Origin of the sequence: Streptomyces sp. NPDC015130 (assembly GCF_043080005.1) — a bacterium.
Classification (GTDB): domain Bacteria; phylum Actinomycetota; class Actinomycetes; order Streptomycetales; family Streptomycetaceae; genus Streptomyces.
Genome location: NZ_JBIBVC010000005.1, coordinates 24903 through 49995, shown reverse-complemented (window position 1 = coordinate 49995; position 25093 = coordinate 24903). Strand labels below are relative to the sequence as shown.

At 67.7% G+C, this 25093-nt stretch carries 38 protein-coding genes; 30 read left to right on the top strand and 8 right to left on the bottom strand.

Annotation, left to right across the window (positions count from 1 at the left end; genetic code table 11):
- Positions 1-42: 42 nt before the first annotated feature.
- Positions 43-654, bottom strand: a complete 612-nt coding sequence (locus ACF08F_RS11570; protein ID WP_392298300.1) for a phage tail protein — start codon at positions 652-654, stop codon at positions 43-45.
- Positions 655-829: 175 nt separating this feature from the next.
- On the bottom strand, positions 830-1240 hold the full coding sequence (locus ACF08F_RS11565; protein WP_392298299.1) for a hypothetical protein: 411 nt from the start codon (positions 1238-1240) through the stop codon (positions 830-832).
- 268 nt (positions 1241-1508) lie between these two features.
- Here ACF08F_RS11565 and ACF08F_RS11560 point away from each other — a divergent pair, with 268 nt between their 5' ends.
- A complete protein-coding gene (locus ACF08F_RS11560) occupies positions 1509-2336 on the top strand; it encodes a hypothetical protein (RefSeq protein WP_392298298.1) in 828 nt (275 codons plus the stop codon).
- Positions 2337-2398: 62 nt separating this feature from the next.
- On the opposite strand, the gene ACF08F_RS11555 is transcribed toward ACF08F_RS11560, so the two are convergent.
- The 3 genes from ACF08F_RS11555 to ACF08F_RS11545 form a co-directional block, all read right to left on the bottom strand.
- Positions 2399-2629 carry a hypothetical protein gene (locus ACF08F_RS11555; protein WP_392298297.1) on the bottom strand — a complete coding sequence of 77 codons (231 nt, stop codon included), beginning with the start codon at positions 2627-2629 and terminating at the stop codon, positions 2399-2401.
- Positions 2623-3327: a hypothetical protein gene (locus ACF08F_RS11550; RefSeq protein WP_392298717.1), complete on the bottom strand. Its 705-nt coding sequence runs from the start codon at positions 3325-3327 to the stop codon at positions 2623-2625. Before ACF08F_RS11550 ends, ACF08F_RS11555 begins: the two co-directional genes overlap by 7 nt.
- Before the next feature lie 106 nt (positions 3328-3433).
- Positions 3434-3709, bottom strand: coding sequence for a WhiB family transcriptional regulator (locus tag ACF08F_RS11545; protein WP_055641847.1), 276 nt, complete (start codon positions 3707-3709; stop codon positions 3434-3436).
- Positions 3710-3962: 253 nt separating this feature from the next.
- Here ACF08F_RS11545 and ACF08F_RS11540 point away from each other — a divergent pair, with 253 nt between their 5' ends.
- The 27 genes from ACF08F_RS11540 (at position 3963) to rplO (ending at position 20684) form a co-directional block, all read left to right on the top strand.
- Complete coding sequence (locus ACF08F_RS11540; protein WP_392298296.1) at positions 3963-4409, top strand: helix-turn-helix domain-containing protein; 447 nt, start codon at positions 3963-3965, stop codon at positions 4407-4409.
- A 486-nt stretch (positions 4410-4895) separates the two neighbouring features.
- Entirely contained in the window at positions 4896-5267 is a 372-nt protein-coding gene (rpsL, locus tag ACF08F_RS11535; RefSeq protein WP_003948652.1) for a 30S ribosomal protein S12, read from the top strand.
- A 2-nt stretch (positions 5268-5269) separates the two neighbouring features.
- Positions 5270-5740 carry a 30S ribosomal protein S7 gene (gene rpsG / locus ACF08F_RS11530; protein WP_055641845.1) on the top strand — a complete coding sequence of 157 codons (471 nt, stop codon included), beginning with the start codon at positions 5270-5272 and terminating at the stop codon, positions 5738-5740.
- 39 nt (positions 5741-5779) lie between these two features.
- The gene (gene fusA, locus ACF08F_RS11525; protein ID WP_392298295.1) at positions 5780-7906 is read left to right on the top strand and encodes an elongation factor G; all 2127 of its coding nucleotides are present in this window, start codon (positions 5780-5782) and stop codon (positions 7904-7906) included.
- Positions 7907-8056: 150 nt separating this feature from the next.
- Positions 8057-9250: an elongation factor Tu gene (tuf, locus tag ACF08F_RS11520; protein ID WP_365337558.1), complete on the top strand. Its 1194-nt coding sequence runs from the start codon at positions 8057-8059 to the stop codon at positions 9248-9250.
- Between the two features lie 102 nt (positions 9251-9352).
- Complete coding sequence (locus tag ACF08F_RS11515) at positions 9353-10591, top strand: RNA polymerase sigma factor (protein WP_392298294.1); 1239 nt, start codon at positions 9353-9355, stop codon at positions 10589-10591.
- Between the two features lie 447 nt (positions 10592-11038).
- Entirely contained in the window at positions 11039-11347 is a 309-nt protein-coding gene (gene rpsJ, locus ACF08F_RS11510) for a 30S ribosomal protein S10 (RefSeq protein WP_003948644.1), read from the top strand.
- Positions 11348-11360: 13 nt separating this feature from the next.
- Positions 11361-12005, top strand: coding sequence for a 50S ribosomal protein L3 (gene rplC, locus ACF08F_RS11505; protein WP_024755405.1), 645 nt, complete (start codon positions 11361-11363; stop codon positions 12003-12005).
- Positions 12006-12012: 7 nt separating this feature from the next.
- Positions 12013-12663, top strand: a complete 651-nt coding sequence (rplD, locus tag ACF08F_RS11500; RefSeq protein WP_392298293.1) for a 50S ribosomal protein L4 — start codon at positions 12013-12015, stop codon at positions 12661-12663.
- Complete coding sequence (gene rplW / locus ACF08F_RS11495; RefSeq protein WP_141295699.1) at positions 12663-12986, top strand: 50S ribosomal protein L23; 324 nt, start codon at positions 12663-12665, stop codon at positions 12984-12986. The genes rplD and rplW overlap by 1 nt, the downstream gene beginning before the upstream one ends.
- Before the next feature lie 40 nt (positions 12987-13026).
- Positions 13027-13863, top strand: coding sequence for a 50S ribosomal protein L2 (rplB, locus tag ACF08F_RS11490; RefSeq protein ID WP_030318653.1), 837 nt, complete (start codon positions 13027-13029; stop codon positions 13861-13863).
- A 12-nt stretch (positions 13864-13875) separates the two neighbouring features.
- The gene (gene rpsS / locus ACF08F_RS11485; RefSeq protein ID WP_015035577.1) at positions 13876-14157 is read left to right on the top strand and encodes a 30S ribosomal protein S19; all 282 of its coding nucleotides are present in this window, start codon (positions 13876-13878) and stop codon (positions 14155-14157) included.
- Positions 14158-14199: 42 nt separating this feature from the next.
- The gene (gene rplV / locus ACF08F_RS11480) at positions 14200-14547 is read left to right on the top strand and encodes a 50S ribosomal protein L22 (RefSeq protein ID WP_392298292.1); all 348 of its coding nucleotides are present in this window, start codon (positions 14200-14202) and stop codon (positions 14545-14547) included.
- The gene (gene rpsC, locus ACF08F_RS11475; RefSeq protein ID WP_015035579.1) at positions 14547-15386 is read left to right on the top strand and encodes a 30S ribosomal protein S3; all 840 of its coding nucleotides are present in this window, start codon (positions 14547-14549) and stop codon (positions 15384-15386) included. Before rplV ends, rpsC begins: the two co-directional genes overlap by 1 nt.
- A gap of 5 nt (positions 15387-15391) precedes the next feature.
- Complete coding sequence (gene rplP / locus ACF08F_RS11470) at positions 15392-15811, top strand: 50S ribosomal protein L16 (protein ID WP_015035580.1); 420 nt, start codon at positions 15392-15394, stop codon at positions 15809-15811.
- Complete coding sequence (gene rpmC, locus ACF08F_RS11465; RefSeq protein ID WP_017239580.1) at positions 15811-16035, top strand: 50S ribosomal protein L29; 225 nt, start codon at positions 15811-15813, stop codon at positions 16033-16035. Before rplP ends, rpmC begins: the two co-directional genes overlap by 1 nt.
- Positions 16035-16316, top strand: coding sequence for a 30S ribosomal protein S17 (gene rpsQ, locus ACF08F_RS11460; protein WP_030208995.1), 282 nt, complete (start codon positions 16035-16037; stop codon positions 16314-16316). Before rpmC ends, rpsQ begins: the two co-directional genes overlap by 1 nt.
- A 98-nt stretch (positions 16317-16414) precedes the next feature.
- Positions 16415-16783 carry a 50S ribosomal protein L14 gene (gene rplN, locus ACF08F_RS11455; protein WP_003956455.1) on the top strand — a complete coding sequence of 123 codons (369 nt, stop codon included), beginning with the start codon at positions 16415-16417 and terminating at the stop codon, positions 16781-16783.
- A gap of 2 nt (positions 16784-16785) precedes the next feature.
- Complete coding sequence (gene rplX, locus ACF08F_RS11450) at positions 16786-17097, top strand: 50S ribosomal protein L24 (RefSeq protein ID WP_015035583.1); 312 nt, start codon at positions 16786-16788, stop codon at positions 17095-17097.
- Entirely contained in the window at positions 17094-17651 is a 558-nt protein-coding gene (gene rplE / locus ACF08F_RS11445) for a 50S ribosomal protein L5 (RefSeq protein ID WP_099054322.1), read from the top strand. The genes rplX and rplE overlap by 4 nt, the downstream gene beginning before the upstream one ends.
- A 5-nt stretch (positions 17652-17656) precedes the next feature.
- A complete protein-coding gene (locus tag ACF08F_RS11440) occupies positions 17657-17842 on the top strand; it encodes a type Z 30S ribosomal protein S14 (protein ID WP_003948630.1) in 186 nt (61 codons plus the stop codon).
- 208 nt (positions 17843-18050) lie between these two features.
- On the top strand, positions 18051-18449 hold the full coding sequence (rpsH, locus tag ACF08F_RS11435) for a 30S ribosomal protein S8 (RefSeq protein WP_015035585.1): 399 nt from the start codon (positions 18051-18053) through the stop codon (positions 18447-18449).
- A 21-nt stretch (positions 18450-18470) separates the two neighbouring features.
- Positions 18471-19010, top strand: a complete 540-nt coding sequence (gene rplF, locus ACF08F_RS11430) for a 50S ribosomal protein L6 (protein ID WP_392298291.1) — start codon at positions 18471-18473, stop codon at positions 19008-19010.
- Positions 19011-19013: 3 nt separating this feature from the next.
- A complete protein-coding gene (gene rplR, locus ACF08F_RS11425; RefSeq protein WP_056651228.1) occupies positions 19014-19397 on the top strand; it encodes a 50S ribosomal protein L18 in 384 nt (127 codons plus the stop codon).
- Between the two features lie 45 nt (positions 19398-19442).
- A complete protein-coding gene (rpsE, locus tag ACF08F_RS11420) occupies positions 19443-20045 on the top strand; it encodes a 30S ribosomal protein S5 (RefSeq protein ID WP_015035588.1) in 603 nt (200 codons plus the stop codon).
- Positions 20045-20227 (top strand): 50S ribosomal protein L30, encoded by a 183-nt coding sequence (gene rpmD / locus ACF08F_RS11415; RefSeq protein WP_024755415.1) that lies wholly within the window; start codon positions 20045-20047, stop codon positions 20225-20227. The genes rpsE and rpmD overlap by 1 nt, the downstream gene beginning before the upstream one ends.
- Position 20228: 1 nt before the next feature.
- On the top strand, positions 20229-20684 hold the full coding sequence (gene rplO / locus ACF08F_RS11410) for a 50S ribosomal protein L15 (protein WP_024755416.1): 456 nt from the start codon (positions 20229-20231) through the stop codon (positions 20682-20684).
- A gap of 101 nt (positions 20685-20785) precedes the next feature.
- On the opposite strand, the gene ACF08F_RS11405 is transcribed toward rplO, so the two are convergent.
- From ACF08F_RS11405 to ACF08F_RS11395, 3 genes are all read right to left on the bottom strand, one after another.
- A complete protein-coding gene (locus tag ACF08F_RS11405) occupies positions 20786-21421 on the bottom strand; it encodes a LuxR C-terminal-related transcriptional regulator (protein ID WP_392298290.1) in 636 nt (211 codons plus the stop codon).
- A gap of 130 nt (positions 21422-21551) precedes the next feature.
- Positions 21552-22217, bottom strand: coding sequence for a hypothetical protein (locus ACF08F_RS11400; protein ID WP_392298289.1), 666 nt, complete (start codon positions 22215-22217; stop codon positions 21552-21554).
- 1 nt (position 22218) lies between these two features.
- Entirely contained in the window at positions 22219-22680 is a 462-nt protein-coding gene (locus tag ACF08F_RS11395) for a hypothetical protein (RefSeq protein WP_392298288.1), read from the bottom strand.
- Positions 22681-23034: 354 nt separating this feature from the next.
- On the opposite strand from ACF08F_RS11395, the gene secY reads away from it, so the two are divergent.
- Both secY and ACF08F_RS11385 read left to right on the top strand, forming a co-directional pair.
- Positions 23035-24354, top strand: a complete 1320-nt coding sequence (gene secY / locus ACF08F_RS11390) for a preprotein translocase subunit SecY (protein ID WP_392298287.1) — start codon at positions 23035-23037, stop codon at positions 24352-24354.
- Complete coding sequence (locus tag ACF08F_RS11385) at positions 24354-25001, top strand: adenylate kinase (RefSeq protein ID WP_392298286.1); 648 nt, start codon at positions 24354-24356, stop codon at positions 24999-25001. Before secY ends, ACF08F_RS11385 begins: the two co-directional genes overlap by 1 nt.
- The last annotated feature ends 92 nt before the right edge of the window (positions 25002-25093 follow it).

Below are 25093 nucleotides of genomic sequence, written 5' to 3'. Positions count from 1 at the left end.
GGCGGGACGGCGGTCGGCCGTCCCGCCCCGGGTGGAGCTGGATCAGACCGCCGCGCCGTACTGGCTGTCCTTCATGAGGAAGGTCGCCAGCGGCTTGCCGTCGCCCTTCGACATGGCGGAGAAGGTGATACCGAGCTGGGAGGCCGCCTTGCGGGCCAGCTTGATGTCGTCGGAGGCGGTGACCTGGCCACGCGGGATGATGAAGCGGTACGTGACCGCGGTCGTGCCACCGGCCTTGACGTCGGTGAACTCCAGACCGAGGGCACGCACGTCGGCGAACGGGCGCTCGGCGATCTCGTAGCGGTACGTGTCGACCGCCGGGGTCGGCTCGGCCTTGACCTCGCCACCGCCCATGAAGAAGGGCAGCGTCAGCTCGTTGAACTGGAGCATCGAGAACTTCAGCGAGAGGTCACGGGCCGAGTAGATGTAGTGGACCGGGGAGACCGACTGCCACGAGTCGATGGCCTCCAGCTTGTCCTTCTTCGAGAAGGTGACGCCGTCGCCGGTCGTGAAGCCCAGGTCCTTCCAGCCCGCGCCGGTCCAGTCGGCGGCGGCGTCGGTACCGAAGGTGGCCGGGGCGGCGGTGCCGGCGTCGGCCACGTAGAGCTTGCCGGTACCTGCGACGCGGATCTCGGCAGAGTTGTTTCCAGCCATGGTGGTGTTTCTCCTTGTGTGGTGAGGGCTGACCGCCCCGGACATGGGATTCCGGGTACGGCAAAGGCCCCGCCGGACGGCGAGGCCTGGTCTGTGGGGTGAGCGCCCGTCAGGGAGCCGGTGTGGCTCGGGGGACGCCCAGGGGGTGGGGGAGTGGGGCTCAGGGGTCGAGCGCCTAGAAGACGCTCAGGGAGAGGCGGATCACGCAGAGGTAGCGGTTCGCGCCCCGGTAGAGGTAGTCGGGCAGCCAGCGCGGCCCGTCCTGCTCCTCGACGTCGTGCACGACGTTGTTGGCGCCGATCTGCTTGCCGATGGTGGCGAGCAGCGCCCGCCGGGCGCCGTTGGCGAGGACGTGGGCGGCGGTCTTGCTCGGCCCGTACACCTCGAACTCGATCAGCGGCATGTCGACGTGCTGGTCGCCGATCCAGGCGCCGCCGCGGCGGTTCACCAGGACCGCGCTCTGCGTGCCGTCGAAGCCGGCCGGCGCGTTGACCGCGATCGTGGCGCCGGCGAGGGCGGGGTCGGCCTTGAGGACGTCGACGACCAGCTTCTCGACGTCCGGGAAAGCACTCGGGGGAGTGGTCATGACGGTTCTCCTCGGTGGAGGGGAGGGATGGCGGGACGGGGCGCCGCCCGGGGCGCTCCGGCGGGAGGGGGCGGGGCGCGGCAGCGCTCCCGGACGGCGGACGGCGGAGCCGCGTCCCGTCCTGCGGGCGCAGCTCCGCCGCTGCACCAACTGTGACAGCGATCGTGCGCGCACGCAACTAGAACCGTCGGGGAATGCGCAAGGACGTGCCGGACCCCGCCGCGAGCCGCCTCGATAGGTTGTCCCGACCCGACCGAGGGAGCCGCCCGTGTCCGCCACCCGCCCCCGCCTGCTCTACGTGACCGACCTGGCCTACCCGGCCAAGGGCCGGCGCTACGGCGACGAGGACATCCGCCTCACCGCCCGGCTGCGCGCCGACTTCGACCTCGCGCTCTGCCACCCGCTCGACGCCGCCGCCCTCATGGAGGCCTTCGACGCGGTCGTCGTCCGCAACAGCGGCCCGGTCCTCGCGTACGAGAAGGAGTACGAGGCCTTCCGCGAGCGCGCCCTGGCCCTCGGCACCCGCGTCTACAACCCGCTCCACGGCCGCGGTGACATGGCCGGAAAGCAGTACCTGCTCGACCTCACCGCCGCCGGGTACCCCGTCATCCCCACCGCCGACCGTCCCGAGGACCTCCACCGGCTGCCCGACGCCACGGAGTACGCGGTCAAGCCCAAGGCCGGCGCCGACTCCATAGGCCTGCGCTTCGTGGGGCGGGACGAGCTCGCCGCCCTCCCGTACGGCGACCTCCTCGTCCAGCCGCGCGTCCACTTCCGGTACGAGGTCTCCTTCTACTTCGTCGACGACCTCTTCCAGTACGCGCTGTACGCCCCCGAACCCGAGCGCCGCTGGGTCCTGGAGCCGTACGAGCCGACCGAGGACGACCTCGCCTTCGCGCGCCGCTTCGTCGACTGGAACACCCTCGACCACGGCATCCAGCGCGTCGACGCCTGCCGCACCCCGGAGGGCGGGCTCCTCCTCGTCGAGCTGGAGGACCTCAACCCGTACCTCTCCCTCGACCGAGTCGCCGAGCCGGTGCGCGAGCGCTTCGCCGACAGCCTGGTCCGCTCGCTCGGCGCCTTCCTCACGGCCTGACGGCACGACGAAGCGCCCCGACTCCGGATCCGGAGTCGGGGCGCTTCGTCATGCATGCGAGGTCAGGTGGTACGCGTACGGCGGCGGGCCAGCCGCTCCGCCGCGAAGACGTCCTCCAGGCGGAAGAGCTGCGCGCGGCCCGCCTTGCCCGCGGCCCGCAGGTGTCCCAGCTGGACCCACTTGCGGATCGTCGCGGGAGCGACCCCGGCCTCCTCGGCGGCGAGCGGGCCGGGGATCAGGGCGGGCATCGCGGCCAGCGCCGGCAGTGCGGGCATCGCGGGCGAGCTCAGCATGAGGTCTCCTTCGTGTCGTCCATCGCCGCTTCGATCTCCTCGGTACGGGTCCCCGAGGCCTCCGTCAGTTCCGCCCACTGCGCCTCGGCCCACAGGTGCCGGTACGCGGGGTCGTCCTGGCATCCGCACGCCGCGTCCGTGCACACGCACGCCGGGTTCACGCACAGCACCGCACGCCGGTCGGGGAACGCCCGCAGCGACACCGAGTCGCACCACGGGCAGCGCCCCGAGACCCGGACGATCGTCTCCGCGTCACCCAGGGTCCGCGCGCACCGGCGGGCCATCCGCCGGATCTCGTCCCGGACGTGCCGGGCGAGGACCGGGTGGGCGGCGACGGCGTCGAGCAGTCCGACGATCCGCCGCAGCCGCTCGATCACCCCGGCGCGGCGCGGCCTCGGCAGGGCGAGCCGGGCGCAGACCGCCTCCTCCAGCTCCACCACGCCGTCGGTGATGTCCCGGATGGCGTCGGAGATGTGGAGCCGGATCGGGGCGGCGCCGTGCCCGGGTACGGAGAGGCCGTGCCGCTGTTCCAGGAGCAGCGCCTCGCGCCGCTCCTCGCGGATCAGCTCGTCGCGGCCGGGGTGCGGGGCGGTGGGCGCGGTCCCGGCGGGGGAGCGGCGGCCGGGGGCCAGCTCCTCGGCGAGCTCGGGGAACTGGCGTACGAGGGAGGCGGTCCAGAGGGTGATGTCCCGCAACACGGGCTCGACGGTGCGGTCGCCGCGGTCGGCGAGGCCTGTGCGGTCCGTGCGGTCGGTGAGGTCCGTGCGGTCCGGGTGATCGGCGCGGCCTGTGCGGTCGGTGAGGTCAGCCACGGCGACGGCCCCCCGCCTTCGCTACGGCCTTCGCGACGCGCTCCGCGTCCGCGGCACGGCCGTTGCGCCACAGGCGCCCGGCGCAGACGCCGTCGAAGTAGCTCTCGGCCGGGGCCACGGCCGCCTCGCACTCCCGGCGGACGGGACAGTCGGCGCAGGCGCGCAGGGCCGGAGCGGCGTCCTTGGGCCGGCGGGCGAAGACGACGGACGGGGAGAGGCCGGCGCATGCGGCGGAGGCCTGCCAGGGGGACGGGTCGGTCGGGAACAAGAGGTTTCTCCACGGTCCGGGGCCACCGGGGCGTCCATGGGGCCGGTGGGGCTGCTGGGGCTCAGGGGGCCGGCGAGTGCGGCGATGAGCAGCCTGACACGTTGCGTGCGAGCGCGCAACAAACTTGTGAGGGTGCCCCGACTGGGTCTTCATCGATTCGACACGATTGCGTGCCCGAAAGCACGTAATTCCGTGCGCGCAAGCACGCTAAAGTAAGGAATTCGGAAGGGTGGGGAGTGAGGGAGCGGTACACATGACCAGTCAAGGGCTCGACGAATTCGCGGGCTGGGTCGAAGGCCTGATGAGAGCGCGCGGATACGACATCGACAGTCCCCGCGGTGGCGGCAAGTCCCGGATCGCGGACGAGGCCGGGGTGCACCGCGCCGCCGTGACCCGCCTGCTCCAGCGGCAGAGCATGCCCGACCTGGAGACGATGCGCCGGATCGCCCCGCTCCTCGGGGTCTCCGTCCGCGACATGCTGATCCGGTCCGGCCGGGTCACCCCGGAGGAGCTGCCGCTGGCGGCGGACCTGCTGCCGCCCAACGACTGGCAGCCGACCATGGAGGACTTCGCCCGCTGGCTCGGCGTGCCTGACGAGCGCATGGGTGTCTTCGTCAAGGTCGTGAACCAGTTCCTGGAGCCCGACGAGGAGGGCCTGGAGGAGGCCGCCGCCGAAGCGCGGCGCACCGCGCGCGACTGACGGCCGGCCCGGCACCCGGGCGCGGCCGACCGCGCCCGCCAGTGTCCGGCCGACCGTGCTTGCCGGTGTCCGCCGGTGCCCGGCCGACCGCGCCCGCAAGCGTCCGGCCGACCGCATCCGCCGGTGCCCGGCATCGCGCCCGGTCTGCCCGGCCGTGCCCGGTGCCGTCCCCGGCCCGTGCCGTCCCGACCGTGCCTGACCTGGCCCGCTTCCGGCCGACCCCGCCCGGCCCCGCCCGGAGGCCGCGTGCGTGGCCATTTGTTTTGACCGGAGTCCGTGCGATAGGTACGCTCAAGCCTTGTGCCTGGGGTGTGCCTGGGCTCGCGTGCGTGTCTTCCGCCGCACAGTGAGTCCGCGAAACGGCCACCGTGATCCGCGCCTTTTCCGCCTTCGGCGGAGGTCCGCGAGATTCGACACACCCGACCGCGTGGGTCGGTGAGTGTTCCAGGTTAGTTTCACCGACGGCACACAGAAACCGGAGAAGTAGTGCCTACGATCCAGCAGCTGGTCCGTAAGGGCCGGCAGGACAAGGTCGAGAAGAACAAGACGCCCGCACTCGAGGGTTCCCCTCAGCGTCGTGGCGTCTGCACGCGTGTGTTCACGACCACCCCGAAGAAGCCGAACTCGGCCCTCCGTAAGGTCGCGCGTGTGCGTCTGACCTCGGGCATCGAGGTCACGGCCTACATCCCGGGTGAGGGTCACAACCTGCAGGAGCACTCCATCGTGCTCGTGCGTGGTGGCCGTGTGAAGGACCTGCCGGGTGTTCGTTACAAGATCATCCGCGGTTCCCTCGACACGCAGGGCGTCAAGAACCGTAAGCAGGCTCGCAGCCGCTACGGCGCCAAGAAGGAGAAGTAAGAATGCCTCGTAAGGGCCCCGCCCCGAAGCGCCCGGTCATCATCGACCCGGTCTACAGCTCTCCTCTTGTCACCTCGCTGATCAACAAGATCCTGCTGGACGGCAAGCGTTCCACCGCCGAGCGCATCGTGTACGGCGCCATGGAGGGTCTTCGTGAGAAGACCGGCCAGGACCCCGTCATCACGCTGAAGCGCGCGCTTGAGAACGTCAAGCCGTCCCTCGAGGTCAAGTCCCGCCGTGTCGGTGGCGCCACCTACCAGGTGCCGATCGAGGTCAAGCCGGGCCGTGCGTCCACGCTGGCCCTCCGCTGGCTCGTCGGTTACTCCCGCGCCCGTCGCGAGAAGACCATGACCGAGCGCCTCCTGAACGAGCTCCTCGACGCCTCCAACGGCCTCGGTGCTTCGGTCAAGAAGCGTGAGGACACGCACAAGATGGCCGAGTCCAACAAGGCCTTCGCGCACTACCGCTGGTAGTCGCAACCCACATCGAGACCGAGAGAAGACTGAGCCGATATGGCTACCACTTCGCTTGACCTTGCCAAGGTGCGCAACATCGGCATCATGGCTCACATCGACGCGGGCAAGACGACCACCACCGAGCGGATCCTGTTCTACACCGGCGTCTCGTACAAGATCGGTGAAGTCCACGACGGCGCTGCCACGATGGACTGGATGGAGCAGGAGCAGGAGCGCGGCATCACGATCACGTCCGCCGCGACGACCTGCCACTGGCCGCTCGAGAATGTCGATCACACGATCAACATCATCGACACGCCGGGTCACGTCGACTTCACCGTCGAGGTGGAGCGTTCGCTGCGCGTGCTCGACGGTGCTGTCACCGTGTTCGACGGCGTGGCCGGCGTCGAGCCCCAGTCCGAGACCGTTTGGCGTCAGGCGGACCGCTACGGCGTTCCGCGTATCTGCTTCGTCAACAAGCTCGACCGCACCGGTGCCGACTTCCTGCGCTGCGTCGACATGATCGTGGACCGCCTCGGCGCGACCCCGATCGTCATGCAGCTCCCGATCGGCGCCGAGATGGACTTCCAGGGCGTCGTCGACCTCGTTCGTATGAAGGCGCTTGTCTGGTCCGCCGAGGCCAGCAAGGGCGAGATGTACGACGTCGTCGACATCCCCGAGAACCTGGTCGAGCTCGCCGACGAGTACCGCGCCAAGATGGTCGAGACCATCGCGGAGAACGACGAGGAGCTCATGGAGCTCTTCCTCGAGGGCACCGAGCCCACCGAGGAGCAGCTCTACGCCGCCGTCCGTCGCATCACCATTGCCTCCGGCAAGGGTGGCGACACCACGGTGACCCCCGTCTTCTGCGGCACCGCGTTCAAGAACAAGGGCGTCCAGCCCCTGCTCGACGCGGTCGTGCGCTACCTCCCCTCGCCCCTGGACGTCGAGGCCATCGAGGGCCACGACGTCAAGGACGCCGAGGTCGTCGTGAAGCGCAAGCCGTCCGACGACGAGCCGCTGTCGGCCCTCGCGTTCAAGATCGCGAGCGACCCGCACCTCGGCAAGCTCACCTTCGTCCGGATCTACTCCGGTCGCCTGGAGGCCGGCACCGCGGTGCTGAACTCCGTCAAGGGCAAGAAGGAGCGCATCGGCAAGATCTACCGCATGCACGCGAACAAGCGTGAGGAGATCGACTCGGTGGGCGCCGGCGACATCGTCGCCGTCATGGGCCTGAAGCAGACCACCACCGGTGAGACGCTGTGCGACGAGAAGAACCCGGTCATCCTGGAGTCCATGGACTTCCCGGCCCCGGTCATTCAGGTCGCCATCGAGCCCAAGTCCAAGGGTGACCAGGAGAAGCTGGGTGTCGCCATCCAGCGTCTCGCGGAGGAGGACCCCTCCTTCCAGGTGCACTCGGACGAGGAGACCGGCCAGACCATCATCGGTGGTATGGGCGAGCTTCACCTCGACATCCTCGTCGACCGTATGCGTCGCGAGTTCAAGGTCGAGGCGAACGTCGGCAAGCCGCAGGTCGCGTACCGCGAGACGATCCGCAAGGCCGTCGAGCGCGTGGACTACACCCACAAGAAGCAGACCGGTGGTACCGGTCAGTTCGCCAAGGTGCAGATCGCGATCGAGCCCATCGAGGGCGGCGACGCCTCGTACGAGTTCGTGAACAAGGTCACCGGTGGCCGCATCCCGAAGGAGTACATCCCTTCGGTCGACGCGGGTGCGCAGGAGGCCATGCAGTTCGGCATCCTGGCCGGCTACGAGATGACCGGCGTCCGCGTCATCCTTCTCGACGGTGGCTACCACGAGGTCGACTCCTCCGAGCTCGCGTTCAAGATCGCCGGTTCGCAGGCCTTCAAGGAGGCCGCGCGCAAGGCTTCCCCCGTCATCCTTGAGCCGATGATGGCCGTTGAGGTCACCACGCCCGAGGACTACATGGGTGAGGTCATCGGCGACATCAACTCCCGTCGTGGCCAGATCCAGGCCATGGAGGAGCGTCACGGTGCTCGCATCGTGAAGGGCCTCGTGCCCCTCTCGGAGATGTTCGGCTACGTCGGAGACCTCCGCAGCAAGACCTCGGGTCGCGCAAGCTACTCGATGCAGTTCGACTCCTACGCCGAGGTTCCGCGGAACGTCGCCGAGGAGATCATCGCGAAGGCCAAGGGCGAGTAACTCTCCCGAGTTCACGCTTTAGGCTTGACACCAGTCGCCGGGGTTTCGCCCCGGAACCCCGAGGACCGGACCCCGGCGACTGGCATCCCAGCAAAGATCACCTGGCGCCGATGAAGCAAGGCGTACAGAACCACTCCACAGGAGGAACCAGTGGCGAAGGCGAAGTTCGAGCGGACTAAGCCGCACGTCAACATCGGCACCATCGGTCACATCGACCACGGTAAGACGACCCTCACGGCCGCCATTACCAAGGTGCTGCACGACGCGTACCCGGACCTGAACGAGGCCTCGGCCTTCGACCAGATCGACAAGGCTCCCGAGGAGCGCCAGCGCGGTATCACCATCTCGATCGCGCACGTCGAGTACCAGACGGAGTCGCGTCACTACGCGCACGTCGACTGCCCGGGTCACGCTGACTACATCAAGAACATGATCACGGGTGCCGCGCAGATGGACGGCGCCATCCTCGTGGTCGCCGCCACCGACGGCCCGATGCCGCAGACCAAGGAGCACGTCCTCCTGGCCCGCCAGGTCGGCGTTCCGTACATCGTCGTCGCCCTGAACAAGGCCGACATGGTGGACGACGAGGAGATCCTGGAGCTCGTCGAGCTCGAGGTCCGTGAGCTCCTCTCCGAGTACGAGTTCCCGGGCGACGACCTTCCGGTCGTCCGTGTCTCGGCGCTCAAGGCCCTCGAGGGCGACAAGGAGTGGGGCGAGAAGCTCCTCGGCCTCATGCACGCGGTGGACGAGTCCATCCCGCAGCCCGAGCGTGACGTCGACAAGCCGTTCCTGATGCCGATCGAGGACGTCTTCACGATCACCGGTCGTGGCACCGTCGTCACCGGTCGTATCGAGCGTGGTGTCCTCAAGGTCAACGAGACCGTCGACATCATCGGCATCAAGACCGAGAAGACCACCACCACGGTCACCGGCATCGAGATGTTCCGCAAGCTCCTCGACGAGGGCCAGGCCGGTGAGAACGTCGGTCTGCTCCTCCGTGGCATCAAGCGTGAGGACGTCGAGCGCGGCCAGGTCATCATCAAGCCGGGCTCGGTCACGCCTCACACCAACTTCGAGGCGCAGGCGTACATCCTGTCGAAGGACGAGGGTGGCCGTCACACCCCGTTCTTCAACAACTACCGCCCGCAGTTCTACTTCCGTACCACGGACGTGACCGGCGTCGTGACCCTCCCCGAGGGCACCGAGATGGTCATGCCGGGCGACAACACCGCCATGAGCGTTGAGCTGATCCAGCCCATCGCCATGGAGGAGGGCCTCAAGTTCGCCATCCGTGAGGGTGGCCGGACCGTCGGCGCCGGCCAGGTCGTCAAGATCACCAAGTAAGTTCTCACGAACTTCGGTGGTTTGACCTGGTAGCTCAGGTAGCTGCAGCAGAAGGCCCCGCACCGTACGGTGCGGGGCCTTCTCGCGTACCGCGGAGGACGTGTGGGCGGAACCCGGGAGATCGAGGCGCTGCTGCGCGAGTGCGCGCCGCAGGTGCTCGGCATGCTCGTACGGCGGCACGGCGGCTTCGACGCCTGCGAGGACGCCCTCCAGGAGGCCCTGATCGCCGCCGCGCGGCAGTGGCCGCAGGACGGCGTCCCCGACAACGCGCGCGCGTGGCTGTTCACCGTCGCGACCCACAAGTACATCGACCAGCTGCGCGCCGACGCCGCGCGCCGGCGCCGCGAGGACGCCCTCGCGTCCGCCACGCCCGAGGCGGAGCTCGTCGCCAGGGCCGCGGACGTCCCCGCGACGGAGGCGGACGACTCGCTGGCCCTGCTCTTCCTCTGCTGCCACCCGGACCTGTCGCCCCCCAGCCGGATCGCGCTCACCCTGCGGGCCGTCGGCGGCCTCACCACCGCGCAGATCGCCGCCGCCTTCCTGGTGCCCGAGGCGACCATGGCGCAGCGGATCAGCCGGGCCAAGCGGACCGTCAAGGCCGCCGGGGGAGGGCTCGCCCGGCCCGAGGGCGCGGCCAGGGCCGCGGGGCTCGCCGAGGTGCGGCACGTCCTCTACCTGACCTTCAACGAGGGCTACACGGCCAGCGGCGGCGACGTGCTCACCGCGCCCGCGCTCTCCACCGAGGCGATCCGCCTCACCCGGCTCCTGCACCGGCTCGTCCCCGAGGACACCGAGACCGCCGGCCTGCTCGCGCTCATGCTGCTGACCGACGCCCGCCGCCCGGCCCGCACGAGCCCGCTCGGTGAGCTGGTGCCGCTCGCCGAGCAGGACAGGAGCCGCTGGGACGGCCGGCTGATCGGGGAGGGCGTCGAGCTGATCGGCCGCACGCTGCCGAAGGGGCAGGTCGGCCCGTACCAGCTCCAGGCGGCGATCGCGGCCGTGCACGACGGGGCCGGGTCCGCGGAGGCCACGGACTGGCCGCAGATCCTCGTCCTGTACGAGCTCCTGGAGCGGACCGAGGACAACCCGGTGATCACGCTCAACCGCGCGGTCGCCGTCGCGATGGTGCACGGCCCGGAGGCGGGCCTGGAGCTCCTCGCGGGCCTCGCGGAGGACAGGCGCCTCGCCCACCACCACCGGCTCCTGGCGACCCGCGCACACCTCCTCGAACTCCTCGGCGACGCGGAGCGGGCGGCGGAGGCCTACCGTGCGGCGGCCCGTCGCGCGACGAGCGCACCCGAGCGCCGCCATCTGACGGAGCGGGCACGCCGGTTGGGGTGACGGCGGCCGGGAGGGGCGTCCGGGAACACGCGTGCGCCCCGGCGCTTGTCCGTACGTGACGTGGGGTACAGTCTTCGCCGCCGATTGGCGGCCGGAAGCCCGTGTATGGCAGACTGTCGGGGTTGCTCGGTTGAGTGCCGATGCTGCGCGCCTCCCGTCGGGAGGACCGGAAGCGAGTCCCACAGTACTCGTCGACCCCTCGGGTCGGACGTACGGGAATCTTCTGGGAAGCGTCAGCGGGGTGCCGGCCAGGCTCCCGGTGGGTGTTCCACCCCCGACTCGCGGTCCAGGTGACCGCACCCCCTTGGTTGGGAGATCCCTAGGGATTTCTGCGTAGAGGGAGTGCGACACGCCCGACCGCGTGGGTCGGAGGTAGGACGGCGCTTCTCAGGAAGCACAGTCGACCGGGAGGCCAGAGCGTTACGAGACAAAGGACTACTAGTAGCCATGGCGGGACAGAAGATCCGCATCCGGCTCAAGGCCTACGACCACGAGGTCATCGACTCCTCGGCGAAGAAGATCGTCGAGACGGTGACCCGCACTGGTGCGTCGGTCGCGGGCCCGGTGCCGCTGCCCACTGAGAAGAACGTGTACTGCGTCATCAAGTCGCCGCACAAGTACAAGGACTCGCGCGAGCACTTCGAGATGCGCACGCACAAGCGCCTCATCGACATCCTCGACCCCACGCCGAAGACGGTTGACTCGCTGATGCGTCTCGACCTGCCGGCGGGCGTCGACATCGAGATCAAGCTCTGAGGTGACGCGCGAGATGGCTAAGAACATCAAGGGCATCCTGGGCGAGAAGCTCGGCATGACGCAGGTCTGGGACGAGAACAACCGGGTCGTCCCGGTGACCGTCGTCAAGGCCGGCCCGAATGTCGTGACCCAGGTCCGTACGAACGACGTCGACGGCTACGAGTCGGTCCAGATCGCCTTCGGCGAGATCGACCCTCGCAAGGTGAACAAGCCCCTCAAGGGTCACTTCGCCAAGGCTGACGTCACCCCGCGCCGCCACCTGGTGGAGCTCCGCACCGCTGACGCCTCCGAGTACACGCTCGGCCAGGAGATCACCGCCGAGCTCTTCGAGGCCGGCGTCAAGGTCGACGTCACCGGCAAGAGCAAGGGCAAGGGCTTCGCCGGTGTCATGAAGCGCCACAACTTCCGTGGTGGCAAGGCGTCGCACGGTGCCCACCGCGTGCACCGCAAGCCCGGCTCCATCGGTGGCTGCGCCACTCCGGGTCGTGTCTTCAAGGGCATGAAGATGGCCGGTCGCATGGGCAACGAGCGTGTGACCACCCAGAACCTGACCGTCCACGCCGTTGACGCCGAGAAGGGTCTGCTGCTCATCAAGGGCGCCGTCCCCGGCCCCAACGGTGGCCTCGTCCTGGTCCGCACCGCGGCCAAGGGGGTTTGAGGAACCGATGAGCACCATTGACATCCTTTCGCCGGCAGGCGACAAGGCCGGGACCGTCGAGCTCCCCGCGGAGATCTTCGGCGCCAAGGTCAGCGTTCCGCTGATCCACCAGGTCGTCGTCGCGCAGCTGGCCGCGGCCCGTCAGGGCACGCACAAGACCAAGAGCCGTGGCGAAGTCCGCGGTGGTGGCAAGAAGCCGTACCGCCAGAAGGGCACCGGCCGCGCCCGTCAGGGTTCGACCCGCGCCCCCCAGTTCGCCGGTGGTGGCGTCGTGCACGGTCCCGTGCCGCGTGACTACTCGCAGCGGACTCCCAAGAAGATGAAGGTCGCCGCCCTCCGCGGTGCCCTGTCGGACCGGGCGAACCACTCCCGCATCCACGTCGTCACCGGCGTGGTCGAGGGTGGCATCTCCACCAAGGCCGCGAAGACGCTGTTCGGCAAGATCTCGGAGCGCAAGAACCTGCTCCTGGTCGTCGAGCGCTCCGACGAGGCCGCGTGGCTGTCCGCCCGCAACCTGCCCCAGGTGCACATCCTGGAGCCGGGCCAGCTCAACACGTACGACGTGATCGTCTCCGACGACGTGGTCTTCACCCAGGCCGCCCTCGAGTCCTTCGTGTCTGGCCCCCAGACCGCTGAGACCGAAGGGAGCGACGCCTGATGACTGACGCCGTCGTCACCAGCAAGACCTTCTCGGACCCGCGCGACATTCTCGTCAAGCCGGTCGTCTCGGAGAAGAGCTACGCCCTGCTGGACGAGAACAAGTACACGTTCATCGTCGCGCCTGGCTCCAACAAGACCCAGATCAAGCAGGCCGTCGAGGCGGTCTTCTCGGTCAAGGTCACCGGGGTCAACACGATCAACCGCCAGGGCAAGCGCAAGCGCACCAAGGCCGGTTTCGGTAAGCGCAAGGACACCAAGCGCGCCATCGTGACCCTTGCCGAGGGCAACCGTATCGACATCTTCGGCGGTCCGACCGCCTAAGGGCGGTCTGGATCGTCCGGAATCGGACGAGGACTGAGAAATGGGAATCCGCAAGTACAAGCCGACTACGCCGGGCCGTCGTGGCTCCTCCGTAGCCGACTTCGTCGAGATCACGCGGTCCACGCCGGAGAAGTCGCTGGTCCGCCCCCTGCACAGCAAGGGCGGCCGTAACAACACCGGTCGGATCACGGTTCGACACCAGGGTGGCGGCCACAAGCGCGCCTACCGGGTGATCGACTTCCGTCGTCACGACAAGGACGGCGTGCCGGCGAAGGTCGCTCACATCGAGTACGACCCCAACCGCACCGCGCGCATCGCGCTGCTCCACTACGTGGACGGCGAGAAGCGCTACATCATCGCCCCCAAGGGTCTGACGCAGGGTGACCGCGTCGAGAACGGCCCCGGCGCTGACATCAAGCCCGGCAACAACCTGGCTCTCCGCAACATCCCGGTCGGTACCACGATCCACGCGATCGAGCTCCGTCCCGGTGGCGGCGCCAAGTTCGCGCGCTCCGCGGGTGCGTCCGTGCAGCTGCTCGCGAAGGAGGGCACGATGGCCCACCTTCGTATGCCGTCCGGTGAGATCCGTCTCGTCGACGCCCGCTGCCGCGCCACCATCGGCGAGGTCGGCAACGCCGAGCAGTCGAACATCAACTGGGGCAAGGCCGGCCGTAAGCGCTGGCTGGGCGTTCGCCCGACCGTTCGCGGTGTGGCGATGAACCCGGTCGACCACCCGCACGGTGGTGGTGAGGGCAAGACCTCCGGTGGTCGCCACCCGGTCTCCCCGTGGGGTCAGAAGGAGGGTCGTACTCGCTCGCCGAAGAAGGCTTCGAGCAAGTACATCGTCCGCCGCCGCAAGACGAACAAGAAGCGCTAGGAGCGGGTTTAGATGCCGCGCAGTCTCAAGAAGGGACCCTTCGTCGACGGCCACCTCGTCAAGAAGGTGGACGCCCAGAACGAAGCCGGTACCAAGAACGTCATCAAGACCTGGTCCCGTCGCTCGATGATCATCCCGGCCATGCTCGGCCACACGATCGCGGTGCACAACGGCAAGACCCACATTCCGGTGTTTGTCACCGAGTCGATGGTCGGCCACAAGCTCGGCGAGTTCTCGCCGACGCGCACCTTCCGGGGTCACGTGAAGGACGACCGGAAGTCGAAGCGCCGCTAGTAGCGGGGTGGAATGACCATGACAGACACTGGAAGGACAACCATGGAAGCCAGGGCCCAGGCGCGGTACATCCGCGTCACGCCCATGAAGGCCCGCCGCGTGGTGGACCTTATCCGTGGCATGGATGCCACGGAGGCTCAGGCGGTCCTGCGTTTCGCCCCGCAGGCCGCGAGCGTGCCGGTTGGCAAGGTGCTGGACAGCGCCATCGCCAACGCTGCACACAACTACGACCACACGGACGCCTCCACGCTGGTCATCAGCGAGGCGTACGTGGATGAGGGCCCGACCCTGAAGCGGTTCCGTCCGCGTGCTCAGGGCCGTGCATTCCGGATCCGTAAGCGGACCAGCCACATCACCGTGGTCGTCAGCAGCAAGGAAGGAACCCGGTAATGGGCCAGAAGGTTAACCCGCATGGGTTCCGGCTCGGCATCACCACGGACTTCAAGTCCCGCTGGTACGCCGACAAGCTGTACAAGGACTACGTCAAGGAAGACGTCGCCATCCGTCGGATGATGACGTCCGGCATGGAGCGCGCCGGCATCTCGAAGGTTGAGATCGAGCGCACCCGTGACCGCGTGCGGGTGGACATCCACACCGCGCGTCCCGGCATCGTCATCGGCCGCCGTGGCGCCGAGGCCGACCGCATCCGCGGTGACCTCGAGAAGCTCACGGGCAAGCAGGTCCAGCTGAACATCCTCGAGGTCAAGAACCCCGAGATGGACGCTCAGCTGGTTGCTCAGGCCGTTGCCGAGCAGCTCTCCTCCCGCGTCTCCTTCCGTCGCGCCATGCGTAAGAGCATGCAGGGCACGATGAAGGCCGGCGCCAAGGGCATCAAGATCCAGTGCGGTGGCCGTCTCGGCGGCGCCGAGATGTCCCGCTCGGAGTTCTACCGCGAGGGTCGTGTGCCGCTGCACACGCTCCGCGCGAACGTGGACTACGGCTTCTTCGAGGCCAAGACGACCTTCGGTCGTATTGGCGTCAAGGTCTGGATCTACAAGGGCGACGTCAAGAACATCGCCGAGGTCCGCGCCGAGAACGCTGCGGCCCGTGCGGGTAACCGCCCGGCCCGTGGTGCCGGCGCTGGCGACCGCCCGGCCGGCCGTGGTGGCCGCGGTGGCGAGCGTGGCGGCCGCGGCCGCAAGCCGCAGCAGTCGGCTCCGGCCGCCGAGGCCCCCAAGGCCGAGGCTGCCGCCGCTGCTCCGGCTGAGAGCACCGGAACGGAGGCCTGACCGAAATGCTGATCCCCCGTAGGGTCAAGCACCGCAAGCAGCACCACCCCAAGCGCTCGGGTATGAGCAAGGGTGGTACGCAGGTTGCGTTCGGCGAGTACGGCATTCAGGCCCTCACGCCGGCGTACGTGACCAACCGCCAGATCGAGGCGGCCCGTATCGCGATGACCCGCCACATCAAGCGTGGCGGCAAGGTCTGGATCAACATCTACCCGGACCGTCCGCTGACGAAGAAGCCCGCCGAGACCCGCATGGGTTCCGGTAAGGGTTCTCCGGAGTGGTGGATCGCGAACGTCAAGCCGGGTCGGGTGATGTTCGAACTGTCCTACCCGAACGAGAAGATCGCGCGCGAGGCCCTGACCCGTGCGGCCCACAAGCTGCCGATGAAGTGCAAGATCGTGAAGCGCGAAGCAGGTGAGCTGTGATGTCGGCCGGTACCAAGGCGTCCGAGCTGCGCGAGCTGGGCAACGAGGAGCTTCTCAACAAGCTCCGCGAGGCCAAGGAAGAGCTGTTCAACCTCCGCTTCCAGGCGGCGACGGGTCAGCTCGAGAACCACGGTCGGCTCAAGTCCGTCCGTAAGGACATCGCCCGGATCTACACCCTGATGCGTGAGCGTGAGCTGGGCATCGAGACGGTGGAGAACGCCTGATGAGCGAGAGCAACGTGACTGAGAAGACCGAGCGCAACGCTCGCAAGGTCCGCGAGGGCCTGGTCGTCAGCGACAAGATGGACAAGACCGTCGTCGTCGCTGTCGAGGACCGCGTCAAGCACGCGCTGTACGGCAAGGTCATCCGCCGTACGAACAAGCTCAAGGCTCACGACGAGCAGAACGCTGCCGGCATCGGCGACCGCGTCCTCCTGATGGAGACCCGGAAGCTGTCCGCCACGAAGCACTGGCGCGTCGTCGAGATCCTCGAGAAGGCCAAGTAATTCTTGAAGGGGTAACCCTTCGAGTTCGTTCCGCCAGGCTCGGCCGGGGCTTCTGCTGAAGCCCCGGCCGGGAACCGGCAGACAATCAGGAGATAGACGTGATCCAGCAGGAGTCGCGACTGCGTGTCGCCGACAACACTGGTGCCAAGGAGATCCTTTGCATCCGTGTTCTCGGTGGCTCCGGTCGCCGCTACGCGGGCATCGGTGACGTCATCGTCGCCACCGTCAAGGACGCGATCCCCGGTGGCAACGTGAAGAAGGGTGACGTCGTCAAGGCGGTCATCGTTCGCACCGTCAAGGAGCGCCGCCGCCAGGACGGCTCGTACATCCGCTTCGACGAGAACGCCGCTGTCATTCTCAAGAACGACGGCGACCCTCGTGGCACCCGTATCTTCGGCCCGGTCGGCCGTGAGCTGCGCGAGAAGAAGTTCATGAAGATCATCTCGCTCGCGCCGGAGGTGCTGTAAGCATGAAGATCAAGAAGGGCGACCTGGTCCAGGTCATCACCGGTAAGGACAAGGGCAAGCAGGGCAAGGTCATCACGGCCTTCCCCCGCGAGAACCGCGTCCTCGTCGAGGGTGTCAACCGGGTCAAGAAGCACACCAAGGCCGGCCCGTCGCAGGCCGGTGGCATCGTCACGACCGAGGCTCCGGTCCACGTCTCCAACGTCCAGCTGGTCGTGGAGAAGGACGGCAAGAAGGTCGTCACGCGTGTCGGTTACCGCTTCGACGACGAGGGCAACAAGATCCGCGTTGCCAAGCGGACGGGTGAGGACATCTGATGGCTACCACCACTCCGCGTCTCAAGACGAAGTACCGCGAGGAGATCGCGGGCAAGCTGCGTGAGGAGTTCTCGTACGAGAACGTCATGCAGGTTCCCGGCCTCGTGAAGATCGTGGTCAACATGGGTGTCGGCGACGCCGCCCGTGACTCGAAGCTGATCGACGGTGCGATCCGCGACCTGACCACGATCACCGGTCAGAAGCCGGCCGTCACCAAGGCTCGCAAGTCCATCGCGCAGTTCAAGCTGCGTGAGGGCCAGCCGATCGGTGCGCACGTCACCCTCCGTGGCGACCGCATGTGGGAGTTCCTGGACCGCACCCTGTCGCTCGCGCTTCCGCGCATCCGCGACTTCCGTGGTCTGTCCCCCAAGCAGTTCGACGGGCGTGGCAACTACACCTTCGGTCTCACGGAGCAGGTCATGTTCCACGAGATCGACCAGGACAAGATCGACCGTGTCCGGGGTATGGACATCACCGTGGTGACCACGGCGACCAACGACGCTGAGGGCCGCGCCCTTCTCCGTCACCTCGGCTTCCCGTTCAAGGAGGCGTAAGCGAGATGGCGAAGAAGGCTCTCATCGCGAAGGCTGCCCGCAAGCCCAAGTTCGGCGTGCGTGGCTACACGCGCTGCCAGCGCTGTGGTCGTCCCCACTCCGTGTACCGCAAGTTCGGCCTGTGCCGCGTGTGCCTCCGTGAGATGGCTCACCGTGGCGAGCTGCCGGGCGTGACCAAGAGCTCCTGGTAATCCCCTAGTTGGGATGACCGGAGTCTCTCGGTAAGCACTGGGTCGGCGGAGGCCCACCCCCGTATGCCTTAGGCTTGTGGGGTTGGGCGTCCGCCGCCCGTACGACTTACTACGCCGTAGGTCCCCGCGCCGCACCCGTCCCGCCCCTGTGTGGGGAGAGGGATGGCGCATACAGGAAACCCCGGCGAGAGAGGCCGAAGGCCAATTCATGACCATGACTGATCCGATCGCGGACATGCTGACTCGTCTGCGTAACGCGAACTCGGCATACCACGACTCCGTGACGATGCCGCACAGCAAGATCAAGTCTCACATCGCGGAAATCCTCCAGCAGGAGGGCTTCATCACGGGCTGGAAGGTCGAGGACGCCGAGGTCGGCAAGAACCTCGTCCTCGAGCTCAAGTTCGGTCCGAACCGTGAGCGCTCCATCGCGGGCATCAAGCGGATCTCGAAGCCCGGTCTCCGGGTTTACGCGAAGTCCACCAACCTGCCGAAGGTTCTCGGCGGCCTGGGCGTGGCGATCATCTCCACGTCCCACGGTCTCCTGACCGGCCAGCAGGCAGGCAAGAAGGGCGTAGGTGGGGAAGTCCTCGCCTACGTCTGGTAGTCGGGAAAGGAAGGAAAGCTCATGTCGCGTATTGGCAAGCTGCCTATCCCGGTTCCCGCCGGCGTGGACGTCACCATCGATGGCCGCACGGTCACGGTGAAGGGTTCCAAGGGCACCCTGAGCCACACCGTCGCCGCTCCGATCGAGATCGTTAAGGGCGAGGAGGGCGTTCTCAACGTCACCCGTCCGAACGACGAGCGTCAGAACAAGGCCCTCCACGGCCTGTCCCGCACGCTGGTGGCCAACATGATCACCGGTGTGACCCAGGGTTACGTGAAGGCGCTCGAGATCAGCGGTGTCGGTTACCGCGTCGCCGCGAAGGGCTCCAACCTGGAGTTCCAGCTCGGCTACAGCCACCCGATCCTGGTCGAGGCGCCCGAGGGCATCTCGTTCAAGGTCGAGTCGCCGACCAAGTTCTCGGTCGAGGGCATCGACAAGCAGAAGGTCGGCGAGGTCGCCGCCAACATCCGCAAGCTTCGCAAGCCCGACCCCTACAAGGCCAAGGGCGTGAAGTATGCGGGTGAGGTCATCCGCCGCAAGGTCGGAAAGGCTGGTAAGTAAGCCATGGCATACGGTGTGAAGATCGCCAAGGGTGACGCCTACAAGGGTGCCGCCAAGAAGCGCCGCCACATCCGCATCCGCAAGAACGTGTCGGGTACGGCGGAGCGTCCGCGCCTCGTCGTGACGCGTTCCAACCGCGGTATCACCGCTCAGGTCATCGACGACCTCAAGGGTCACACCCTTGCGTCTGCGTCGACCCTGGACGCGTCGATCCGCGGTGGCGAGGGTGACAAGTCCGCGCAGGCCAAGCAGGTCGGTTCCCTGGTCGCCGAGCGCGCCAAGGCCGCCGGTGTCGAGGCTGTCGTGTTCGACCGTGGTGGCAACAGGTACGCCGGGCGCATTGCCGCTCTGGCTGACGCCGCCCGCGAAGCCGGGCTGAAGTTCTAAGCCCCGGTTCCGGGACTAACGGACGTAACAGAGAGAGGTAATCCAATGGCTGGACCCCAGCGCCGCGGAAGCGGTGCCGGTGGCGGCGAGCGGCGGGACCGGAAGGGCCGCGACGGTGGCGCTGCCGCCGAGAAGACCGCGTACGTTGAGCGCGTTGTCGCGATCAACCGCGTCGCCAAGGTTGTCAAGGGTGGTCGCCGCTTCAGCTTCACCGCGCTGGTCGTGGTGGGCGACGGTGACGGCACCGTAGGTGTCGGTTACGGCAAGGCCAAGGAAGTTCCCGCGGCCATCGCCAAGGGCGTCGAGGAAGCCAAGAAGAACTTCTTCAAGGTTCCCCGCATCCAGGGCACCATCCCGCACCCGATCCAGGGCGAGAAGGCTGCGGGCGTCGTCCTGCTCAAGCCTGCTTCCCCCGGTACCGGTGTTATCGCCGGTGGCCCGGTGCGCGCGGTGCTCGAGTGCGCCGGCGTTCACGACATCCTGTCGAAGTCGCTCGGCTCCGACAACGCGATCAACATCGTGCACGCGACCGTGGAGGCCCTGAAGGGCCTGCAGCGTCCCGAGGAGATCGCGGCTCGCCGTGGTCTGCCCCTCGAGGACGTCGCTCCCGCGGCTCTGCTCCGTGCGCGTGCTGGGGCGGGTGCGTAATGGCTCGCCTCAAGGTCACGCAGACGAAGTCGTACATCGGCAGCAAGCAGAACCACCGCGACACCCTGCGCTCGCTTGGCCTCAAGAAGGTCAACGACGTGGTTGTCAAGGAGGACCGCCCCGAGTTCCGCGGCATGGTGCACACCGTCCGCCACCTCGTGACGGTCGAGGAGGTTGAGTAAAATGGCGGAGAACAGCCCGCTGAAGGCCCACAACCTCCGTCCGGCCCCCGGTGCCAAGACCGCGAAGACCCGTGTCGGTCGTGGTGAGGCGTCGAAGGGTAAGACGGCCGGTCGTGGTACCAAGGGTACGAAGGCCCGTTACCAGGTTCCGCAGCGCTTCGAGGGTGGGCAGATGCCCCTCCACATGCGTCTGCCGAAGCTCAAGGGCTTCAAGAACCCGTTCCGCACCGAGTTCCAGGTCGTGAACCTGGACAAGCTCGGCGCTCTCTACCCCGAGGGTGGAGAGGTCACGGTGGCCGACCTGGTCGCCAAGGGCGCGGTTCGCAAGAACAGCCTCGTCAAGGTGCTCGGCACCGGCGAGATCACCGTGGCGCTGCAGGTTTCGGTTGACGCCGTCTCCGGCTCCGCCAAGGAGAAGATCGCCGCCGCCGGTGGCACCGTCACCGAGCTCGTCTGAGTCCGGTAGACAGCAGTACTGAGTAAGCCCGGCCGGTTCCCCCTCGGGGGAGCCGGCCGGGCTTCTTCGTGTCCGGACGAGATGTCGCGCCCGGGCCGGGATCAGGCCGCGGCCGCGGTGAGGCCCCGGGCCTTGAGGCAGGCCTGGAGCCGGCTCTCGACCTCCAGCTTGGCCAGCACGTGCGTCACGTACATCTTCACCGTGGCCTCCTTGATCCCCAGGGAACTCGCGATGCGGTGGTTGCTCATCCCGTCGGAGAGCAGGTCCAGCACCTGCTGTTCCCGTGGAGTCAGCTGCGGGAACCGCATGCGGAACCCGGTCAGCTCCTCCGTCATGTCGCGGGGGAAGTAGGTGAAGCCCGCGAGCGCCGCGGACAACGCGCGGTTGAAGTCCTCGGGCGTGGCGGTGTCGGGCAGGAACCCGTGGAGACCCGCGGACACGCTGGACGGGGTGATCCGGGTTCGCGCCGGACGGCCGACGGAGATGAACCGGACCACGTGCTCCCTCGGCCGGGGCAGCAGGACGGTGGTCAGGTCGTCCTCGGGCGCGTCGGCGGTGCTGAGCAGGACGAGATCCGGGGCGGCGCGGTCGACCGCCTCGGCCAGGCCGTCGAAGGTACAGGTGCTGATCGTCTTCACGTACGAGAACCGCTGGACGATCTGGATGAGGCCGAGCGTGCGGGTCGGGCTGTCATCGGCGACAAGGACATGGGCATGTGCAAGGCGTAACGTGCTCATTTCCCCCACTTCGCGATCGCGGCGAGGGGGCGACGCTGCGTTCCCCCGCCGCCGCCCCCTGGGTGATCACGACTGTATCCAGGCCGATTGCACATGCACAGTCACTTTGAGCAGTACCTGATGTTCCGGTTCAGAGCGCACCGGTGGAGGGACGACAGCTCCGCCAGCCCGTCCTCCAGTCGGGGAAGGAGGAGCGGTCACTCGTCCGGGTACCGCTGATCGTGGAGCCCACCGAGCCGTCGGGTCCCTTGATCTCGACGATCCGGTGGGGATACGCGCCGCCGAGGTCGGTGTACGTCATGAGCATCATGCCCGTGGGCGTCTCCCACCGGTGCGCGCCGGAGGCGGTCCTCTTCGCGTCCCGGGGGATCTCGCGAGGTCCGAAGTACCCCGTCAGGATCACCTCCAGGCTGTCCGGCCTCGGCGCCGGGGTGGCTTCCTCCCCGGTCGTACAGGACGCCCAGTTCCGCGACGTGATGGATTCGGGGCGGTCGGCACTCCAGACGCGCTCCTCCGCCAGACGCCCTTCGAAAGTGATCACGAAGCGGAGTCTGCTCACCGCGTCGCCCCGGTGTTCGGCGTACATCTCCACCGTGCGGTTCGTCGTCACGGACTGGTCGGCGTCCGACGGAGCCGCCTCCGTGAACTCGATCCGGGTGACGGCCGCCCCGGGTCCCGCCCCGGCCCGGCCGTCGTCACGCGCGCTCCCTCCGGCGTCGGGGGCGCCGACGGCGACGGCCACGATCGTGGCCGCCACCGCGGCGCCGCCCGCGACGGCGATCCGTACGTGCCTCACGTCAGCAGGTGAAGCGGCGTTCCGCGCTGGTGGCCCAGCCGACCCGGGCCGGACTGCCACCGCGTACGGACCCCTTCGTGCGGTACGTGAACGTGCCCTTGCCCTGGCACTTCCACTGGAGGTGGCTCATGCCGCGGTTGCCGACCCACTCCGTACCGGCGATGCGGTTCCAGCCGTCCCAGCGGTGGTACTGGAGCAGCGCGGTGTTGTACCAGCCGCTGCAGTTGTTCACGGTCCTGTACTTGCCGCGGGCGTGGTCGTTCCGCCCACTGCTCGCCATGTTCTCCTTCCACGGCGTGTACACCGCGAGGTAGCAGCCCGCGGCCACGGCCTGCGGTGCGGCGGCCGCCTGCGCGGCGACCGCCGGGGCGGGGCTCGGCGCGGCGGGCCGGGCGGCGGCGGAGCCGGCGCCCATCAGGAGAGCGGCGCCCACGGCGGTCGCGACGGTGAGTGACGTCTTCACAGGTGTTCCCCCAGAAGTGGGATCGACGGGTATCGAGCCGCTCCGGCCGGTCGGTCCGGATCGGCTCGATCAGTCTTCTGGGGGCGGGGCACGGTGTCATGACGGCTCTTGGTCGGAGCGGGAGGCCGACCAAAGTCGACCGCCCCGGCGCGGGGAGGGCGGCCCCCGCCGGGATATCTCCCAAAAGGGGCATCCACGGTTGGTCGTTCCTAGGGGGGCATGGTCGCCGGTAAGGTGGCGTGCACTGTCTAGACTCCGTGCGGTATGCCCGCACGGGCTCGATGACCGATAACCAATCGTCGAACCTCAAGACCGTCACCCTTGACGCATAGCGCGGGGGTCGCAGGAGGCACCGTGCTCACCGCGTTCGCCCGGGCGTTCAAGACGCCCGACCTGCGCAAGAAACTGCTCTTCACGCTCGCCATCATCGTGCTGTACCGCCTCGGCGCGCACATCCCGGTGCCCGGCGTCAGCTACGAGGCTGTTCAGCAGTGTGTCAAGCAGGCCAGCGAGGGCAACAACAGCCTGTTCGGCCTGGTCAACATGTTCAGTGGCGGGGCGCTGCTGCAGATCACCATCTTCGCGCTCGGCATCATGCCGTACATCACGGCGAGCATCATCCTGCAGCTGCTGACCGTCGTGATCCCGCGCCTGGAGGCCCTCAAGAAGGAGGGTCAGTCCGGCACCGCCAAGATCACGCAGTACACGCGGTACCTGACGATCGCCCTCGCCGTCCTCCAGGGCACCGGTCTCGTGGCCACGGCCAAGAGCGGCGCGCTCTTCAGCGGTTGTGCCGTCGCCGACCAGGTCGTGCCGGACCAGTCGATCTTCACGATCGCCACGATGGTCATCACGATGACCGCGGGCACCGCCGTCGTCATGTGGCTCGGCGAGATCATCACCGACCGTGGCATCGGCAACGGCATGTCGATCCTGATGTTCATCTCGATCGCCGCCGGCTTCCCGGGCGCGCTGTGGAAGATCAAGGTCGAGGGTGACCTGGCCGACGGCTGGATCGAGTTCGGCACCGTGATCCTCGTCGGCTTCGCGATGGTGGCCCTCGTGGTCTTCGTCGAGCAGGCACAGCGACGCATCCCCGTGCAGTACGCGAAGCGGATGATCGGCCGGCGCTCCTACGGCGGTACGTCCACTTACATCCCGTTGAAGGTGAACCAGGCAGGTGTGATTCCTGTCATCTTCGCGTCGTCGCTGCTCTACATCCCGGCCTTGATCGCGCAGTTCTCGAACTCCACCGCGGGGTGGAAGACCTGGATCGAAGCCCACTTCGTCAAGGGTGACCACCCCTACTACATCGCTACGTACTTCCTCCTGATCGTGTTCTTCGCCTTCTTCTACGTGGCGATCTCGTTCAACCCCGAGGAAGTTGCCGACAACATGAAGAAGTATGGTGGCTTCATCCCGGGTATCCGGGCTGGTCGACCTACTGCCGAGTACCTGAGCTACGTGCTCAACCGGATCACTTGGCCGGGCTCGCTGTACTTGGGTCTGATCGCTCTTGTGCCGACGATGGCGTTGGCAGGCTTCGGTGGCGCCAATGCCAACTTCCCCTTCGGTGGGACGAGCATCCTCATCATCGTGGGTGTGGGGCTGGAGACCGTGAAGCAGATCGAGAGCCAGCTCCAGCAGCGCAATTACGAAGGGTTCCTCCGCTGATGCGAATCGTCCTCGTCGGACCGCCCGGGGCCGGCAAGGGTACGCAGGCCGCGTACCTTGCCAAGAACCTGGGTATCCCGCACATCTCCACGGGTGACCTGTTCCGTGCCAACATCTCGCAGGGCACGGAGCTGGGTGTGGAGGCGCAGTCGTACATGAAGGCCGGCCAGCTCGTGCCGGACTCCGTGACGATCGGGATGGCCAAGGACCGCATGGAGCAGCCGGACGCCGTGAACGGCTTCCTGCTCGACGGGTTCCCGCGCAACGTGGCCCAGGCCGAGGCTCTCGACGAGATCCTCAAGGCGGGGCACGTCCAGCTGGACGCGGTCCTGGACCTGGAGGTCCCCGAGGACGAGGTCGTGAAGCGGATCGCGGGTCGCCGCATCTGCCGCAACGACTCCTCTCACGTGTTCCACGTGACGTACAACGCTCCGAAGACCGCGGGCGTCTGCGACGCCTGTGGCGGCGAGCTGTACCAGCGCGACGACGACTCCGAGGAGACCGTCCGCCGGCGCCTGGAGGTCTACCACACGGAGACCGAGCCGATCATCGACTACTACCGGGCGCAGAACCTGGTCGAGACGATCTCGGCGCTCGGCAAGGTGGACGAGGTCACCGCGAAGGCGATGGCCGCGCTCAAGAAGTAACCCCTGGTTCGTTCGATACGGCCGCGGTGCCCCTCGGGGGCGCCGCGGCCGTATCGTTGTTCTGTTCCCCGTACTCGATGAAAGGCCGCGGC

Excerpts from the sequence above, each read along its gene's own strand:
- ACF08F_RS11540 (WP_392298296.1), top strand. The coding sequence starts at position 3,963 with ATGACCAGTCAAGGGCTCGACGAATTCGCGGGCTGGGTCGAAGGCCTG.
- rplR (WP_056651228.1), top strand. The coding sequence starts at position 19,014 with ATGGCATACGGTGTGAAGATCGCCAAGGGTGACGCCTACAAGGGTGCC.
- rpsJ (WP_003948644.1), top strand. The coding sequence starts at position 11,039 with ATGGCGGGACAGAAGATCCGCATCCGGCTCAAGGCCTACGACCACGAG.
- rpmD (WP_024755415.1), top strand. The coding sequence starts at position 20,045 with ATGGCTCGCCTCAAGGTCACGCAGACGAAGTCGTACATCGGCAGCAAG.
- rplV (WP_392298292.1), top strand. The coding sequence starts at position 14,200 with ATGGAAGCCAGGGCCCAGGCGCGGTACATCCGCGTCACGCCCATGAAG.
- rplF (WP_392298291.1), top strand. The coding sequence starts at position 18,471 with ATGTCGCGTATTGGCAAGCTGCCTATCCCGGTTCCCGCCGGCGTGGAC.
- rpsG (WP_055641845.1), top strand. The coding sequence starts at position 5,270 with ATGCCTCGTAAGGGCCCCGCCCCGAAGCGCCCGGTCATCATCGACCCG.
- fusA (WP_392298295.1), top strand. The coding sequence starts at position 5,780 with ATGGCTACCACTTCGCTTGACCTTGCCAAGGTGCGCAACATCGGCATC.
- rplO (WP_024755416.1), top strand. The coding sequence starts at position 20,229 with ATGGCGGAGAACAGCCCGCTGAAGGCCCACAACCTCCGTCCGGCCCCC.
- rplW (WP_141295699.1), top strand. The coding sequence starts at position 12,663 with ATGACTGACGCCGTCGTCACCAGCAAGACCTTCTCGGACCCGCGCGAC.
- rplB (WP_030318653.1), top strand. The coding sequence starts at position 13,027 with ATGGGAATCCGCAAGTACAAGCCGACTACGCCGGGCCGTCGTGGCTCC.
- rpsH (WP_015035585.1), top strand. The coding sequence starts at position 18,051 with ATGACCATGACTGATCCGATCGCGGACATGCTGACTCGTCTGCGTAAC.
- rplX (WP_015035583.1), top strand. The coding sequence starts at position 16,786 with ATGAAGATCAAGAAGGGCGACCTGGTCCAGGTCATCACCGGTAAGGAC.
- rpsC (WP_015035579.1), top strand. The coding sequence starts at position 14,547 with ATGGGCCAGAAGGTTAACCCGCATGGGTTCCGGCTCGGCATCACCACG.
- rplC (WP_024755405.1), top strand. The coding sequence starts at position 11,361 with ATGGCTAAGAACATCAAGGGCATCCTGGGCGAGAAGCTCGGCATGACG.
- ACF08F_RS11570 (WP_392298300.1), bottom strand. The coding sequence starts at position 654 with ATGGCTGGAAACAACTCTGCCGAGATCCGCGTCGCAGGTACCGGCAAG.
- rpsS (WP_015035577.1), top strand. The coding sequence starts at position 13,876 with ATGCCGCGCAGTCTCAAGAAGGGACCCTTCGTCGACGGCCACCTCGTC.
- rpsQ (WP_030208995.1), top strand. The coding sequence starts at position 16,035 with ATGAGCGAGAGCAACGTGACTGAGAAGACCGAGCGCAACGCTCGCAAG.
- ACF08F_RS11385 (WP_392298286.1), top strand. The coding sequence starts at position 24,354 with ATGCGAATCGTCCTCGTCGGACCGCCCGGGGCCGGCAAGGGTACGCAG.
- rpmC (WP_017239580.1), top strand. The coding sequence starts at position 15,811 with ATGTCGGCCGGTACCAAGGCGTCCGAGCTGCGCGAGCTGGGCAACGAG.
- ACF08F_RS11440 (WP_003948630.1), top strand. The coding sequence starts at position 17,657 with ATGGCGAAGAAGGCTCTCATCGCGAAGGCTGCCCGCAAGCCCAAGTTC.
- rpsE (WP_015035588.1), top strand. The coding sequence starts at position 19,443 with ATGGCTGGACCCCAGCGCCGCGGAAGCGGTGCCGGTGGCGGCGAGCGG.
- rplP (WP_015035580.1), top strand. The coding sequence starts at position 15,392 with ATGCTGATCCCCCGTAGGGTCAAGCACCGCAAGCAGCACCACCCCAAG.
- ACF08F_RS11565 (WP_392298299.1), bottom strand. The coding sequence starts at position 1,240 with ATGACCACTCCCCCGAGTGCTTTCCCGGACGTCGAGAAGCTGGTCGTC.
- ACF08F_RS11405 (WP_392298290.1), bottom strand. The coding sequence starts at position 21,421 with ATGAGCACGTTACGCCTTGCACATGCCCATGTCCTTGTCGCCGATGAC.
- rplD (WP_392298293.1), top strand. The coding sequence starts at position 12,013 with ATGAGCACCATTGACATCCTTTCGCCGGCAGGCGACAAGGCCGGGACC.
- ACF08F_RS11555 (WP_392298297.1), bottom strand. The coding sequence starts at position 2,629 with ATGCTGAGCTCGCCCGCGATGCCCGCACTGCCGGCGCTGGCCGCGATG.